Below are 14,293 nucleotides of genomic sequence, written 5' to 3' on the forward strand. Positions count from 1 at the left end.
GATTTTTCTTAAGGAACCTACACTCAGGCAGGCATTCAGAGGTGCGAGACCATCCGGTGCAGCTGAGCGGCGATCTTGGCGGCATCGTAGGGCTTGCTGTAGAACACGCTGCGGGCCGGCATATCGTCCTTGCCGAGCTTCACATGGCCGGACACGATGATGATCTCGATCGGCGGCCAGCGGTCGCGCACCATGGCGGCCAGCCGCATTCCGTTCATGCTGCCCGGCATATCGATGTCGGTAAAGACGATGCGGATATCCTTACGGTCCTGGAGAATTTCGACTGCCTGATCGGCACTTCGAGCCTCGACGGCTTCGAAACCGGCTTCTTCTACGAGGTCCGTCGCCATCATCAAGAGCAGCGGTTCGTCCTCAACTACGAGTACGACGTGCCTTGAAGGCGGGGTAAGTGATCCCATTCAGATATCTGCCTGCTGGAGCTGAGGGAGAGACGCGTGCATCTGGGCGACGAAGCCCGATGGTTCATAACGAACGTTAACGCCGCCTGTTCCGGCCAGTCCCATACGAATAAGTTTCGATCCAAACCCATTGGCCTGCGGTTCGGCAACCTGGGGCCCGCCGCTTTCCTGCCAGCTGAAGTTGAACGACGAAAGATCGCCCTCGCCTTCCACGTGCCAGTTGATGGCAACGCGGCCTGTCGTGTTGGAGAGACTGCCATACTTGATCGCGTTGGTGGCGAGCTCGTGCAGCACGAGCGACAGCGACAGCGTACCCTTGGGTCCAAGCATGATCGGGTCGCCGACAATGTCGATCCGCTCGCGCACGGAGAGACGGTCAAGCGTCTTTTCAACGACGTTGGAAACGGGGGCACTACTCCAGTTGCGCTCGAGAAGGATTTCGTGCGCGGTGCTCAGCGCATGCAGGCGACGCTCGAAAGCATCCACGTGGTTGCGTTCCTTAACCGGACGCAGGGTCTGGGAGGCGATGGCCTGCACCATGGCAAGCGTGTTTTTCAGACGGTGCCCGAGCTCACGCTGCAGGACCATCTGTTCGGCCTCGGCATGCACGCGGGCAATCGCTGCCTGGATGCGATCGCCAAAGCTGCGCAGGAAGGCCAGTTCTTCGGTGCTCCACGCATAGGGATGCGTGTGATGGGCGAACACGACCAGATTGAAACGCCCCTGATCCATGATCGGCACATTGACGAGGACGCGGATATCGAGATCCAGCAGTGCCTGCGCATTGTCGCGGGTTCTCGGGTCCTGCGTGACATCGGGGATGACGACGGGGTTGCCAAGCCTCAGATCGTTGATGAACGAGCCGTAATCACGGAAGTGATGCCGGCCGGAAAGAGACACGACACCGGGCGCCGTCCATTCCGGCTGCATCATCACCGTCTCGTCAGCAAGGTTGACGATGCCGAAACCGGCGCGGGTGGCATCCAGTGCCTTGGCCATCAGGTCGGCCGCCGCCATCGCCATGGACTCTGTGTCGGTCAGATGATTGAGACGGTCGCCGAGATCGAGCAGAGCCTGGACGCGGGCGGCCGCCCGCTTGATGACTGTGACGTCCTTCACCGCACCGATCATCTTGATCGGCCGTCCGCTCTCGTCGTGAACGAAACTGGCGGTGCGCGAAATCCAGCGGATTCCGACATCCGTGTTGATGCGATACTCGACGTCGAGCGAATCCGTGGCCTCCCGACGGCCGAGGTCGCTCGACTGCAAGCCCCGGTCGCTCTCCACGACCATTCCCTCAAACAGGGAGGACGGATAGATTGGTGCGACGGGCAGATGGAAGATGCGGCAAAAGGCCGGCGACGTCTTGGCCTGACCGGTCTCGATATCCACTTCGAACGTGCCGACGCCGCCAGCCTCCTGGGCCGCCAGCGTCTCGTTTGCAGCGGCCCGCATATGCGATGTCAGGCTCTTCTGCCGGCGAAACAGATCGTCCTTGCGCTGCGACAGCCGGCGCGCTTCAAACAGCGCAATCACCTGGCCTGCAAGCGCGCGCAGTCCTTCGCGTTGTTCGTTGTCGAGACCGTGCGGCCGCGGCACACTGTCGATGACGCAGAGGCTGCCGATGGTGATATTGTCGGGTGTGATCAGCGGTGCGCCCGCGTAAAAGCGGATGAATGGCTCGCCGGTCACCAGCGTGTTGTAGCACGTGCGCGGATCGTCCTTGAGATCGGGAATGATCAGAAGATCGGAACTGGCGAGCGCATGGCGGCAGACCGACTGGGAGAGCGGCGTTTCAGACGGGCTGAACCCGACACGCGCCTTGAACCACTGGCGTTCCGCATCGACAAGACTGATCAGCGCCACCGGCGCCTTGCAAAGCGCGGTGGCGATCTGGACGATCCCGTCGAACTCCGGTTCAGACGGAGAATCCATGATGTCGTAGGCTTCGAGGGCCTCGAGACGATCGAGAAGGGCGGCGTGTTCGTCGAGATCGGCGATGAGCAAGGGAAACTCTGAAAATTGCAGTTGACGCTAAGATAGGGCGCAAAAATGATTTGTCACCACTGCACGGTCACTGCTGCTGCTCAACCGCGTATACCGCGGGTTGAAACAAATTGCCTAACTGATCATTCATAAGTAACAGCTAAGAAATACGCAGACAGAGACTCACATTCTGGGACATCATGGCCTTGAACGACGACGCGACGCTGCGGCAGATGGCCGGGCTGATGGAAGTTGCAGGCGTCCTGATCGCAGTGTTCGATCAGGACGACAGGCTACGTTTCGCCAATCGTGCGTTCCGGGACGCCTGGTGCCTCGACGAGACCGAAAATCCGCTCTGGTCGGAGATGATGCGCCGCAATTTCCTGTCAGCGCGCGGCACGGTCATCAAGGCGACGGATTTCGAGACATGGCTGCGCTCCACCCTTTCGCGGCGCGGCAAGACCGGCTTTCGCGCCTACGAAACCGACCTTCACGACGGCCGCTGGCTCTGGATGACGGAAACCATGCAGCCGAACGGCTGGATGCTGTGCGTTGCAAGTGACATCACCTCGATGCGCCCTGACGAAAGAACGCTCCGGCAGGACCGCGACGACGCGATCAGGGTCTCCCAGATCGACGAGCTGACCGGCATTCCAAGCCGGCGGTTTGCGATGGCAAAGATCGACGATCTGTTGCGCTCGCAAGGTGGCGCGCCGTCGCAGCCGGCCGGATGCCTGGCCGTACTCGACATCGACAATTTCAAATATATCAACGACCGTTTCGGCCATTCGGTCGGCGATGCGGTGCTGAAGGACTTTGCCAAGACACTGCACAGCCATGTGCGAAAGACCGACGTACTCGGCCGTGTCGGCGGCGAGGAATTCGTGCTGATCCTGCCCAATGCATCACCGGAAAACGCGCTGACGATCGTCGGCAAGATGCTGGAGGCGGTGCGTCACTCGCGGCCCGTCGCGGAACAGCAGAGCTTCCGCTACACGTTTTCTGCAGGCATCGCGTCCGGCGACAGCGGCGATAGCGCCGCCGACCTCTACCGGCGCGCCGACTTGGCCCTTTATGCCGCCAAGATGCGGGGCCGCAACCAGGTCTGCCTCGATCCGGAAACACGCCTGGGACGGATTACTGCCGCTGTCTGACAGCCTCAGGATGTCGAGTATCTGAGGACACCTGCAATCCCCGAGTTTGGATCGGCACCCGTATCGGCCGGATGACGGACGCCGTCCATGACCGTCACTTCGGGGAAATCGAACGGACTGACACCTTCGATGCAGGCGACATTGATGCCGAACTGCTCCGGATTTGAGCGTCGCTGGTGATGGGTATAGATGCCGCAGGTCTTGCAGAAATAGTGTTTCGCAGTCCCCGTATTGAACTGATAGAGCGTCAGGCTGTCCTCGCCCTCAAGGATGGTGAGATCGCTCAGCAGCGCAGAGGCAACGACGGCTCCCCGCATGCGGCAAAACGAGCAGTCACAGCGCCGGATCGTGTTGAACCCATCCGACAACTTGACCCGCAAGCGCACCGCGCCGCAGTGGCACGAGGCATGATGGGGTTCTGCGGTTTCGCTCATGGGTAGCTCCTCGATCCTGATACGCCCGAAAGCTAGTCCGGATGGACGGGCACGGCAACCTCGCCCGCTCCCCTCATTGCCATATGATCTGTATCGGAATGACGGTGGCGTCCGCCCCTCTTCCCTCTCGGTGATTTTTTCCCCAAAGTGCGCTGCAGGGGAACTGAATCGGGAACACACGGAATGTACGAATACGCGATCGCCTGGGAATGGCTGAGCTTTGCAGCGCGCTGGTTTCACGTCATCACTGCGATCGCCTGGATCGGCTCGTCCTTCTACTTCATCGCGCTTGATCTCGGGCTGGTGAAGCGGGCGCATCTTCCCGTCGGTGCCTATGGCGAGGAATGGCAGGTCCATGGCGGCGGCTTCTATCACATCCAGAAATATCTGGTGGCGCCGGCGCAGATGCCGGAACACCTGACCTGGTTCAAGTGGGAAAGCTACGCCACCTGGCTCTCCGGCTTCCTGATGCTGTGCATCGTCTATTATGGCGGCGCAGACCTGTTCCTGATCGACCGCACGGTGATGGACCTGTCGTCCCTGCAGGCGATCGGTCTGTCGCTGGCGTCGCTCGGGATCGGCTGGGTCATCTATGACCAGCTGTGCAAATCGCCTGTTGGCAAAAACACCTGGGCGCTGATGGGCATTCTCTATGTGGTTCTGGTCGCGATGGCCTGGGGCTACACGCAGATATTCTCCGGCCGCGCCGCCTTCCTGCATCTCGGCGCCTTCACCGCCACGATCATGTCGGCCAACGTGTTCATGATCATCATGCCCAACCAGCGCATCGTCGTCGCCGACCTGATCGCCGGACGCACGCCCGATCCGAAATACGGCGCGATTGCCAAGCAGCGTTCTCTGCACAACAACTACCTGACGCTGCCCGTCATCTTCTTCATGCTGTCGAACCATTATCCGCTGGCGTTTGCCACCCATTTCAACTGGGTGATCGCGGCGCTGATCTTCCTGATGGGCGTGACGATCCGGCACTGGTTCAACACCACCCATGCGCGCAAGGGCAAGCCGACCTGGACCTGGCTAGTGACGGTGCTCCTGTTCATCACCATCATGTGGCTTTCGACGGTGCCGAAAGTGCTGACCGGCGAGACCGAGATATCGAGCGCATCGGCCATGACGCCGATCCAGCAGACATTCGCATCCGACACGCATTTCGTCGCGGCGCGCAACGTCGTTCAGGGGCGCTGTTCGATGTGCCATGCAGCAGAGCCGGTCTGGGAGGGCATCACCTTCACGCCAAAATCGGTGAAGCTGGAAACCGATGCGGAGATTGCCGCCCACGCCCGCGAGATCTATATCCAGGCCGGCCGGAGCCACGCCATGCCGCCAGGCAACGTGTCCGCCATCACCCTCGAGGAGCGCCGTCTTCTCGTTGCGTGGTATGAAAGTGCAATAGCGTCGAAATAGAGTTTTAGATGACAGATTCCCTGATCCGCGGCCGCCTTCTTTCATTCAAGCGTGCGCCCCTCGCGATGACCGATACCGACAGCTATTCGTACGAGCACGACGGCGCCCTCCTCGTGTCCGGCGGCCGGATCACCGCAACCGGCGACTATGCGGCGGTGAAGGAAGAGGCGCCAGCCGATATCGAGGAGATCGATCACCGGCCGCACCTCATCCTGCCGGGGATGATCGACACCCATGTGCATTTTCCGCAGATGCAGGTGATTGCGTCCTATGCCGGCAACCTTCTGGAATGGCTCAACACCTACACATTCCCCGAGGAATGCCGCTTCGTCGAGAGCGATCACGCGACGCGCATCGCCACGCATTTCTACGACGAGTTCCTGCGCCACGGCACGACGACGGCGGTTGCCTATTGCTCCGTCCACAAGACTTCCGCCGACGCCTTTTTCGCCGAGGCGATGAAGCGCAACATGTGCATGGTCGGCGGCAAGGTGATGATGGATCGCAATGCGCCGCAGGGCCTGCTCGATACCGCCGAGATGGGCTATGACGAAACCAGAGCCGTGATTGCCGAATGGCACGGAAAGGGCCGCAACCACGTCGCCATCACGCCCCGCTTTGCCATCACCTCGACGCCGGGCCAGATGAAGGCGGCGGAAGCGTTGGCGCAGGAATTCCCCGACCTGTTCATCCAGACGCACCTCTCGGAAAACCACGACGAAATCAAGTATACTGCCGAGCTCTATCCGGAAGCGACGGACTATACCGATATCTATGCCCGTTACGACCTGCTGGGGAAAAAGACGCTGCTCGGCCACGCCATCCATCTCTCCGAGCGTGAGGCAGATGCGCTGTCGGAAGCCGGCAGCATTGCCGTGCATTGCCCGACCTCCAACCTGTTCCTCGGTTCCGGCCTGTTTCCGCTGAAAGCCTTGAGGAGACGCGAAAAGCCCGTCCGTGTTTCCGTCGCGACCGATATCGGCGGCGGTTCCAGCTATTCGATGCTGAAGACCATGGACGAGGCCTACAAGATACAGCAACTGCTGGGCGAACGTCTCAATCCGCTCGAAAGCTACTACCTGATGACCCGCGGCAATGCGGAGGCGCTGGGCATGGAGGCCGACATCGGCACGCTCGACATCGGATCGATGGCCGACCTCGTCATCCTCGACGCCGGATCGACACCCGCAATGCGGCTTCGGATGGAAACGGTGAAGACCCTGCCCGAAGAGCTGTTCCTGCTGCAGACCATGGGCGACGACCGCGCGGTGGTGGAAACCTATGTTGCGGGCAAGGCGATGAAGACGGGGCTCGACGCGTGAGCGGCAACGCCGCGAAATGACATACGAACATCACCGCCATGCGCAACCTGCGCAAGAAACATTAAGAAAAGATCCCGCAATCGCTGCATGTTTCCAGTAATATCTCTATTTAATTGTATTTAAACTATAACTTATTACCCCTGTTCCGTGACAGAACATCCACTGGCAGCCATGAAGGCAGAGCGCAGCTGTCATGCCACGTTAGTTCGCCGGACCAATCGGTCAGTTTATGCATTTGCCCCAGCCCTCCCGGCCGGCACCAGCAAAGCTGATGGAATGACGGCTTCTTTGGACCTCCACGAGGGATATATGTCGTTTCTGAAAAACGCGAGTATTCGCACCAAAATACTGTCTGTGCTCATCCCGCTCTGCGTCGTCGGACTGAGTGCCACAAGCTTCGTCGCAAGCCGCTACAAGGCCGCCGACACCAGCTATTCGGATTTCATCTCTTCGGACAACGTTGCGGCCGTGGAATTTGTGCGCGTCAACCGCAACCTGGCCGCCTCAGGCTACGCCGCCTATCAAATTCTTACATACTCACGCACCGACCCGGCCATGACGACTGCAATAGCTTTCTACAAGGAAAGCAAGACGGCTCTGCTGATGCGCCTCGACACCGTTCAGGCAGGACTGGCGTCGAAAATGCCTGAGGTCAACGGCATCGCCATCCGTGTCAAGGAAGCCCTTGCACTGATCGACAAGGCCGTCGAGGCCGGCTCCTCCGATCGTGACGAAGAGGCCCGCGCGCTGCTTGCGCAGGCGGACCTTCAAATCATGCCGCTCGGCAGGGACATGGTCACTTTGCTGGATCGCTTCAACAAAGGCATTGCCCAGACCAGCGACGAGATGACCGAGACCACCAATGCCCTCATTTTAAAGACGCTCGCAGCGCTGGTCGTCATCTTTGCCCTTGGCATCATCGCCTCACTCATCATCGCGACGAAGGGCATCACCAAGCCGATCGCCAGCCTTCGCGAACGCATGGCATCGCTGGCACGCGGTGAGACGGAGGCCCCTGTCGAAGGTCAGGATCGCCGCGACGAGCTTGGCGCCATGGCGGCAGCCGTTGCCGTGTTCCGCGACAACGCGCTGGAGCGCATCCGTCTCGAACGCGAAGCCGATGCCAACCGCAGCCTGTCCGATCGCGAACGCATCGAACGCGACGCGCAGAAGGCAAAGGACGCAGCTGACACCCAGTTCGCGGTGGACCAGCTTGCCGGCGGACTGGCAAAGCTTGCGCAGGGTGATGTCGCCTACCGCCTCGACACGCCGTTCGTCGCGCATCTTGATGCGCTGCGCAACAACTTCAACGATTCGGTTGCCAACCTTCAGGAAACCCTGCAGGCCGTCGGCAACAACGCTCGCGGCATCGACGGCGGCGCCAATGAGATCCGTGCGGCCGCCGATGATTTGTCCAAGCGCACCGAACAGCAGGCTGCATCGGTCGAAGAAACCGCAGCCGCCTTGGAGCAGATCACCACCACGGTGAAGGATTCCAGCAAGCGCGCCGAAGAAGTCGGCAACCTCGTCACCAAGGCCCGTGCCGGTGCCGAGCGTTCCGGCGCAGTCGTGCGCGATGCGGTCACCGCCATGCAGGGGATCGAAAAGTCCTCGGGCGAGATCTCCAGCATCATCGGCGTCATCGACGAAATCGCCTTCCAGACCAACCTTCTCGCCCTGAACGCCGGTGTCGAAGCCGCGCGTGCCGGTGAAGCGGGCAAGGGTTTCGCCGTCGTCGCACAGGAAGTCCGCGAACTCGCACAGCGGTCTGCCAAGGCCGCCAAGGAGATCAAGGAACTGATCACCGCATCGAGCGAACACGTCCGCTCCGGCGTCCACCTCGTCGGCGAGACCGGCAAGGCGCTGGAAGTCATCGTCGCCGAAGTCCAGGAGATCAACCGGCACGTCAACGCAATCGTCGACTCCGCGCGCGAACAGGCGGTCGGGCTGCAGGAGATCAACACGGCGGTCAACACGATGGACCAGGGCACCCAGCAGAACGCCGCCATGGTGGAAGAATCGACTGCGGCCAGCCACTCGCTTGCCAAGGAAGCAGCCTCGCTGAACGACCTCCTGTCGCGCTTCAACCTCGGCCAGGGCGAAAACCGCTCCGCATCGAACGGTCGTCGCGGCCATGCTCCGTCGGGTCCGATGGCCGTATCGCCGGCCTCGCGCCAGACACCATCGCCGGCACGAGCACTCGGCAACCGCATCGCTTCAGCCTTCGGCGGCGGTTCGTCATCGGCCGCGGCGCAGGCCCAGTCCTGGGAAGAATTCTGAGGCCCAGCCACAAAACCCGGCCACAGATTGAGTAAACTACGACGGGCGGCCTTGGCCGCCCGTTTTCCGTTGCGGCGCGGCACCTGCGGTGCGGTTGAGAAAACTGCTCCCCCAAACCGACGTTTCCGCTGGCAAGCTCGCCCGGATATGGTAGTTGTCGGACAACCATCGAGGAGGAAGTTTTGCGCATGTCCAAGCCGCTGACCATTGCCGATCTGAAGACCATGGCTCGCCGTCGTGTGCCCAAGATGTTCTTCGATTATGCCGATAGCGGCGCCTGGACCGAAGGCACATACCGTGCCAACGAGGAAGACTTTTCCAAGATCAAGCTGCGCCAGCGGGTGCTGGTCGACATGACCAACCGATCGCTGGCAACGACGATGGTGGGACAGGCGGCGGCGATGCCCGTGGCGCTCGCGCCGACCGGAATGACCGGCATGCAGCATGCCGATGGCGAGATGCTGGCAGCCCAGGCGGCCGAAGAATTCGGCGTTCCCTTCACGCTGTCGACCATGAGCATCTGCTCGATCGAGGATGTGCGCTCGGTCACCACCAAGCCGTTCTGGTTCCAGCTCTATGTGCTCAAAGACCGTGGCTTTATCGAACGGCTGATCGGCCGCGCCAAGCAGGCCGGCTGCTCGGCGCTGGTCGTCACCGCCGATCTGCAGATCCTCGGCCAGCGTCATAAGGACATCAGAAACGGCCTGTCGGCGCCGCCCAAATGGACGCTGAACAGCGCGCTGCAGCTGGCGACCAGGCCGCAATGGTGCCTGGAAATGCTGCGCACCAAGCGTCGCGGCTTCGGCAATATCGTGGGCCATGCCAGCAACGTCTCAGACCTGTCGTCGCTCGGTGCCTGGACCGCCGAACAGTTCGACCCGCGCCTCTCCTGGGACGATATCCGCTGGATCAAGGATCTGTGGGGCGGCAAGCTGATCATCAAGGGTATTCTCGACGAGGAAGACGCACGCGCCGCAGCCGATACCGGCGCCGATGCGATCATTGTCTCCAACCACGGCGGCCGCCAGCTGGATGGCGCCCCCTCCTCGATCAGCATGCTGCCGAAGATCGTCGAAGCCGTCGGTGACCGCATCGAGGTGCATTTCGACGGCGGTATCCGCTCCGGTCAGGACGTGCTGAAAGCTGTGGCGCTGGGGGCCAAGGGCACCTATATCGGCCGCCCCTTCCTCTATGGCCTCGGCGCGATGGGAAAGCCGGGCGTGACCGCAGCGCTCGACATCATCCGCAAGGAAATGGACATCTCGATGGCCTTGTGCGGAAAGCGCGACATCGAAACCTGCGGCCGCGACATCATCGCCGACGTGAGGTTCTGATTTCTTCTTCTGAGCCTAGGCCCACAGTCTGCCGCAGGGCCATGCCTGGGACGACCGCGTGGAGGCCTGGGCGATCCGCGCCGCGAGCATGTCGAGCATTTTCGGCAGGTCATAGGGTTTGGCAATGAAGGCGCAGCCGGGTTGAAGCTCGGCTTCGCACAGGACATGACCGCCTGACGTGACGATGACGGCGGTATCCCGGTAGCAGCTGCAGATCAGCTTCATCAGGTCGAAACCGTCGAGGGCGCCGGGCATGTCGATATCGGTAATGACCGCGTCAACGGATCGGGACTGCCCAAGGACGGCCACCGCCTCGAGCACGTTCGATGCCTCGAGAACCGTATAGCCGGCATCCTCCAAAGTGTCTGCCAGATGCAGCCGGATTAGGGGCTCATCTTCTACGACAAGCACGGTACGCTGATACAAAGCCATGTTCGCCTCCGATGTAGTTCGCTCCCTCAACGCCTGCCATCTGATTTCGATGTGTCCCGTCCGTCAGTCTTTGCTAACAATATTAATAAAATGCGAACAATCGCATATTCGCCGCGTCTGCCCGTGGAACCGCGCCCCGTTCCTGCCCGTTCGCAGCCTTGGAGGATGGCCCTAACAGCATCGCTTACAAGGAGAATTTCATGCAGCGCTTCAGCGAAAAAGTCGTCATCGTCACGGGCGCGGGATCGGGCATCGGCAAGGCGACCGCAGAACGGTTTCTGGATGAGGGCGCCTTCGTCGTGATCGCCGGCCGCACCCCCGAAAAGCTCGAGGCGGTTGCCGCGCCCTACCCCGAGGACCGCGTTCTCGTGCAGGCCTGCGACATGGCGGACGAGGACCAGGTGAACGCTCTGGTCGAGGCCGCGGTCAAGACGTTCGGTCGCGTGGACACTCTCGTCAACAATGCAGGCGTGGCGGTGCAGGGCGATGTGTCATCGCTGTCGACCAGCGACTGGCGCAAGGTGATGGCGACCGATCTGGACGGCGTGTTCTTCGCAAGCCGCGCGGCAATCCCGCATCTGAAGACGACCAGGGGCTCGATCGTCAACGTCGCGTCTGTTTCCGGCACCGGTGGCGACTGGGGCATGGCGGCCTACAATGCCGCCAAGGGTGGTGTCGTCAATCTCACCCGGGCGATGGCGCTGGATCACGGCAAGGACGGCATCCGCGTCAACGCGGTCTGCCCGAGCCTGACGCGCTCCGGCATGACCGATAGCATCATGGACAATCAGGAACGGCTCGCCCAGTTCAACGCGCGCTTTGCGCTGGAAGGTCCCTGCGAGCCGGCCGATATCGCCGCTGTGATCGCGTTTCTGGCGAGCGACGATGCGCGCTTCGTGACGGGCGTCAACCTGCCGGTCGATGGCGGGATCTCTGCGTCCAACGGCCAGCCTTCGAAGTAAGGTGGAGGCCCGGCGAAAAGCGGCTGAGGCTCAGGAGCACCAGCCGGATTTGCCGGCGCCCGGGCGCTTCGCCAGTCCCTCTTTGACGAGGATATCGGCAAGCGAGCGGCCGTTGCGGGTGACTTCGCGCAACTGGTGACCGTCCACCGCCGCATCATTGCCGCGCCAGCTCATCAGGTCGAACGGACCGGAATCGAGGAACGCGCGGACCCGCAGCTTGGCATCGCTTGCCTTGATCCGCTCGGCCTCGCACCGGGGCTTTGCGATATTGGGGACTTCGACGCCGACCAGCCGGATCTTCTGACCATGGAGGACGAAGCGGTCGGCGGACACGACGCAGTCGTCCTGCTTGGCGGTGCCGCAGAGAAAGAATTTTGCCTCATAGGCGCCGGCGAGCTTTTCGCCCACTCTCGGCGCCCCCGGCTGAGCCGCCGACTGTGCGGCAACCGCGTCCAGCCCCGGCTTGCCGATCGGCGCCGGCGGAATGATCGCGGCCGTCTGGCTCTGGTCAAGCGCAGCGGTCGGCCGCGGCGTGACCGGGCGCTGCAGAGGTGCAGCGGCAACGACCGGTTTTGGCGGTACCGGATTGTCATCGCGCTGGGTAGGCCGTGCCGCCGTCTGAACAGGCTTTGAAGAGGTGAGACTGGTCACGAAGCGGCGCGCAGCACTCGAATGATCATAAAGCGCGATCGAGCCGCCGACCACGACAAGAGCAGCCCCCCAAAGCCAGAGCGAACCGCCCGAACGCGAGGAAGAGCGTTTGGTCCCGGCGCTGCGCTTGCGTTTCGCAGCCGGTTTTGCGCGTGATTGAGCCATCGAATCATCCCCTGTCTCGTCGCAGGAGAGTATCTGGAAGAAGCCTTGCGGAATGGTTTCCGTCGGAATTTTAGCGGTGGATGAAGACTGGAATGGAATGCCGATCCGGAACCGGCAGCCCCTCACACCCTGCCGGTCGCCAATGCGCTTGCCCAGTCGGGACGGTCGTTTTTCGCGGCAAGCCGCGACATTGCCATGTGATCGTAGGCAACGGTGCGCAGTGTCGGCGCAAAGCCTTTGTCGGTCTTTTCGATCACCGCGTAGGACGCCAGTGCATGGCCTGTTTCGACCTTGTGATAGACGGGGGCATCGTCGTCATAGGCGGGCTGGCCGACGCTGCCGGGATTGACGATCAGCCGGCCATCCGAGAGCTGCACGACGCGAGCGACATGGCTGTGACCGCAGAGGATCAGCGATTGCGCGATGCCGTCGGCCAGCGCCTCGATCTCGGCTTGCGGCCGCAGCGTCACGTGGCCGTCCGCAGTGACCGTTTCGAGCCAATAGAGATTGTCGTTCTCCGGCGTCGCATGGCACAGGTAAACGTCGTCGCGCCAGACCATGCTGAACGGCAGTTTGCGCAGCCATTCGAAATGCCGCGGCGACATCTGCCCGTGCGCGTGCCGATCCGAGGCCGCCAAGGCGTCGGGCGGCGTTTCCAGGAGATAGCGATCGTGGTTGCCGCGCACGGTCTGCACTGCGGCTTCATCGAGAAGCAGCAGCAGATCACCGGTCCTGTCAGCCTCCAGCGGGCCGCTGAAACAATCGCCGAGATTGACGATATCGCGGATGCCGAGGTCTGCGATATCATCAAGCACCGCCTGAAGCGCGGCGCAGTTTCCGTGGATATCGGCGATCGCTGCAAACCGCATCAGCTTCCTCTGTAGGTGGAATAGCCATAGGGCGAGATCAGCAGCGGCACATGGTAATGCGCCGAGACATCGGACATGCCGAAGCGGATCGGGATGACGTCGAGGAAGGCCGGCTCGGTCAGTGCGACGCCGTGGGAACGCAGATAGTCCCCGGCATGGAAGACGAGCTCGTAGGTTCCTACAATGAAGGTGTCGCCGGACAGGATCGGTCCGCCATCAATGCGGCCATCGGCATTGGTCGTGACCGTCATGAGTTTTTCGCGAACGTCGCCGTCGATCAGGTAGAGGTCGATGACGAGCCCGGAGGCAGGCGTACCGCTTGCGGTATCGAGCACATGGGTGGTGAGGCCGGTCATAGGCTGGGCTCCGTGATGCGATAGGGTGTTTCGAAGAAGAATTCCTCGAGATTGGCGGCCGTGTTGTCGCGATCGACGACGAGAAAATCGCTGATCTCACCCAGCGCCATCAGCGGATGATGCCAGGTGTTGGCGAAATAGTTTACGCCCTGATGCGGCTGCGCTAGAAAGATTTTCGGACGCCCAGGCCGGCCGTCCTCGTCGTCGGAAACGCCCACCAGAAACGGCCGCCCGGAGAGTGGCATGAAACTCTGGCTGCCGAACGGATGCCGCTCCATCATCCCAACCTCGTGCGGAAAACTCCGCGGCTGGCCGCGAAAAATGTTGAAGATCAGCCGCTCGGCCGGCCCGACCACAACTGGTGAGGCAAGCCCATGGTAGCGCTCCGTCGTGCCGTTGTTGATCAGCCGCATCGTCGCCGGATCGGCCTCGATCACATCGCCATAGGCTGCGAAAGCGGCTTTGGTGAGCGGGAGGATGCGGAGGGTTTCATGGTCGGTCAAA

14 protein-coding genes are annotated in these 14,293 nt (G+C 61.6%); 6 read left to right on the plus strand and 8 right to left on the minus strand.

Going from position 1 to position 14,293, the window contains the following annotated elements; translation table 11 throughout:
- Window positions 1-35 precede the first annotated feature (35 nt).
- On the minus strand, window positions 36-419 hold the full coding sequence (locus tag J3A65_RS12530; protein WP_192086208.1) for a response regulator: 384 nt from the start codon (window positions 417-419) through the stop codon (window positions 36-38).
- Window positions 420-2,426: a GAF domain-containing protein gene (locus J3A65_RS12535; RefSeq protein ID WP_113110796.1), complete on the minus strand. Its 2,007-nt coding sequence runs from the start codon at window positions 2,424-2,426 to the stop codon at window positions 420-422. It abuts the gene before it with no gap.
- 212 nt (window positions 2,427-2,638) lie between these two features.
- On the opposite strand from J3A65_RS12535, the gene J3A65_RS12540 reads away from it, so the two are divergent.
- Entirely contained in the window at window positions 2,639-3,559 is a 921-nt protein-coding gene (locus tag J3A65_RS12540) for a sensor domain-containing diguanylate cyclase (protein ID WP_092661053.1), read from the plus strand.
- A gap of 5 nt (window positions 3,560-3,564) precedes the next feature.
- Here the strand turns inward: J3A65_RS12540 and J3A65_RS12545 are convergent, their stop codons facing one another.
- Window positions 3,565-3,993 (minus strand): GFA family protein, encoded by a 429-nt coding sequence (locus J3A65_RS12545; RefSeq protein WP_113166803.1) that lies wholly within the window; start codon window positions 3,991-3,993, stop codon window positions 3,565-3,567.
- 183 nt (window positions 3,994-4,176) lie between these two features.
- Here J3A65_RS12545 and puuD point away from each other — a divergent pair, with 183 nt between their 5' ends.
- From puuD to J3A65_RS12565, 4 genes are all read left to right on the plus strand, one after another.
- Complete coding sequence (gene puuD, locus J3A65_RS12550) at window positions 4,177-5,418, plus strand: urate hydroxylase PuuD (RefSeq protein WP_209901473.1); 1,242 nt, start codon at window positions 4,177-4,179, stop codon at window positions 5,416-5,418.
- An 8-nt stretch (window positions 5,419-5,426) separates the two neighbouring features.
- Entirely contained in the window at window positions 5,427-6,740 is a 1,314-nt protein-coding gene (gene guaD, locus J3A65_RS12555; RefSeq protein WP_209901475.1) for a guanine deaminase, read from the plus strand.
- A gap of 309 nt (window positions 6,741-7,049) precedes the next feature.
- Window positions 7,050-9,020, plus strand: a complete 1,971-nt coding sequence (locus J3A65_RS12560) for a methyl-accepting chemotaxis protein (RefSeq protein WP_209901478.1) — start codon at window positions 7,050-7,052, stop codon at window positions 9,018-9,020.
- A gap of 188 nt (window positions 9,021-9,208) precedes the next feature.
- A complete protein-coding gene (locus J3A65_RS12565) occupies window positions 9,209-10,354 on the plus strand; it encodes an alpha-hydroxy acid oxidase (protein ID WP_209901480.1) in 1,146 nt (381 codons plus the stop codon).
- Between the two features lie 15 nt (window positions 10,355-10,369).
- Here the strand turns inward: J3A65_RS12565 and J3A65_RS12570 are convergent, their stop codons facing one another.
- Window positions 10,370-10,786, minus strand: coding sequence for a response regulator (locus tag J3A65_RS12570; protein ID WP_244508741.1), 417 nt, complete (start codon window positions 10,784-10,786; stop codon window positions 10,370-10,372).
- A 200-nt stretch (window positions 10,787-10,986) separates the two neighbouring features.
- Here J3A65_RS12570 and J3A65_RS12575 point away from each other — a divergent pair, with 200 nt between their 5' ends.
- Window positions 10,987-11,748 (plus strand): SDR family oxidoreductase, encoded by a 762-nt coding sequence (locus J3A65_RS12575; RefSeq protein WP_209901482.1) that lies wholly within the window; start codon window positions 10,987-10,989, stop codon window positions 11,746-11,748.
- A 30-nt stretch (window positions 11,749-11,778) separates the two neighbouring features.
- On the opposite strand, the gene J3A65_RS12580 is transcribed toward J3A65_RS12575, so the two are convergent.
- The 4 genes from J3A65_RS12580 to J3A65_RS12595 all read right to left on the minus strand — a co-directional run bounded on the left by J3A65_RS12580 (window position 11,779) and on the right by J3A65_RS12595 (window position 14,292).
- On the minus strand, window positions 11,779-12,564 hold the full coding sequence (locus J3A65_RS12580) for a hypothetical protein (RefSeq protein ID WP_209901484.1): 786 nt from the start codon (window positions 12,562-12,564) through the stop codon (window positions 11,779-11,781).
- A gap of 122 nt (window positions 12,565-12,686) precedes the next feature.
- Window positions 12,687-13,433: a metallophosphoesterase family protein gene (locus J3A65_RS12585; protein ID WP_209901487.1), complete on the minus strand. Its 747-nt coding sequence runs from the start codon at window positions 13,431-13,433 to the stop codon at window positions 12,687-12,689.
- The gene (uraH, locus tag J3A65_RS12590; protein ID WP_209901489.1) at window positions 13,433-13,789 is read right to left on the minus strand and encodes a hydroxyisourate hydrolase; all 357 of its coding nucleotides are present in this window, start codon (window positions 13,787-13,789) and stop codon (window positions 13,433-13,435) included. Before uraH ends, J3A65_RS12585 begins: the two co-directional genes overlap by 1 nt.
- Window positions 13,786-14,292 (minus strand): ureidoglycolate lyase, encoded by a 507-nt coding sequence (locus J3A65_RS12595; protein ID WP_245341532.1) that lies wholly within the window; start codon window positions 14,290-14,292, stop codon window positions 13,786-13,788. The genes uraH and J3A65_RS12595 overlap by 4 nt, the downstream gene beginning before the upstream one ends.
- Window position 14,293 lies beyond the last annotated feature (1 nt).

The sequence above is a fragment of the Rhizobium sp. PvP014 genome (genome assembly GCF_017876855.1).
GTDB lineage: Bacteria > Pseudomonadota > Alphaproteobacteria > Rhizobiales > Rhizobiaceae > Neorhizobium > Neorhizobium soli.

Bases quoted from the DNA above. Each gene is read 5' to 3' on its own strand.
- J3A65_RS12530 (WP_192086208.1), bottom strand. From the start codon at position 419: ATGGGATCACTTACCCCGCCTTCAAGGCACGTCGTACTCGTAGTTGAG.
- J3A65_RS12540 (WP_092661053.1), top strand. From the start codon at position 2,639: ATGGCCGGGCTGATGGAAGTTGCAGGCGTCCTGATCGCAGTGTTCGAT.
- J3A65_RS12545 (WP_113166803.1), bottom strand. From the start codon at position 3,993: ATGAGCGAAACCGCAGAACCCCATCATGCCTCGTGCCACTGCGGCGCG.
- puuD (WP_209901473.1), top strand. From the start codon at position 4,177: ATGTACGAATACGCGATCGCCTGGGAATGGCTGAGCTTTGCAGCGCGC.
- guaD (WP_209901475.1), top strand. From the start codon at position 5,427: ATGACAGATTCCCTGATCCGCGGCCGCCTTCTTTCATTCAAGCGTGCG.
- J3A65_RS12560 (WP_209901478.1), top strand. From the start codon at position 7,050: ATGTCGTTTCTGAAAAACGCGAGTATTCGCACCAAAATACTGTCTGTG.
- J3A65_RS12565 (WP_209901480.1), top strand. From the start codon at position 9,209: ATGTCCAAGCCGCTGACCATTGCCGATCTGAAGACCATGGCTCGCCGT.
- J3A65_RS12570 (WP_244508741.1), bottom strand. From the start codon at position 10,786: ATGGCTTTGTATCAGCGTACCGTGCTTGTCGTAGAAGATGAGCCCCTA.
- J3A65_RS12575 (WP_209901482.1), top strand. From the start codon at position 10,987: ATGCAGCGCTTCAGCGAAAAAGTCGTCATCGTCACGGGCGCGGGATCG.
- J3A65_RS12580 (WP_209901484.1), bottom strand. From the start codon at position 12,564: ATGGCTCAATCACGCGCAAAACCGGCTGCGAAACGCAAGCGCAGCGCC.
- J3A65_RS12585 (WP_209901487.1), bottom strand. From the start codon at position 13,433: ATGCGGTTTGCAGCGATCGCCGATATCCACGGAAACTGCGCCGCGCTT.
- uraH (WP_209901489.1), bottom strand. From the start codon at position 13,789: ATGACCGGCCTCACCACCCATGTGCTCGATACCGCAAGCGGTACGCCT.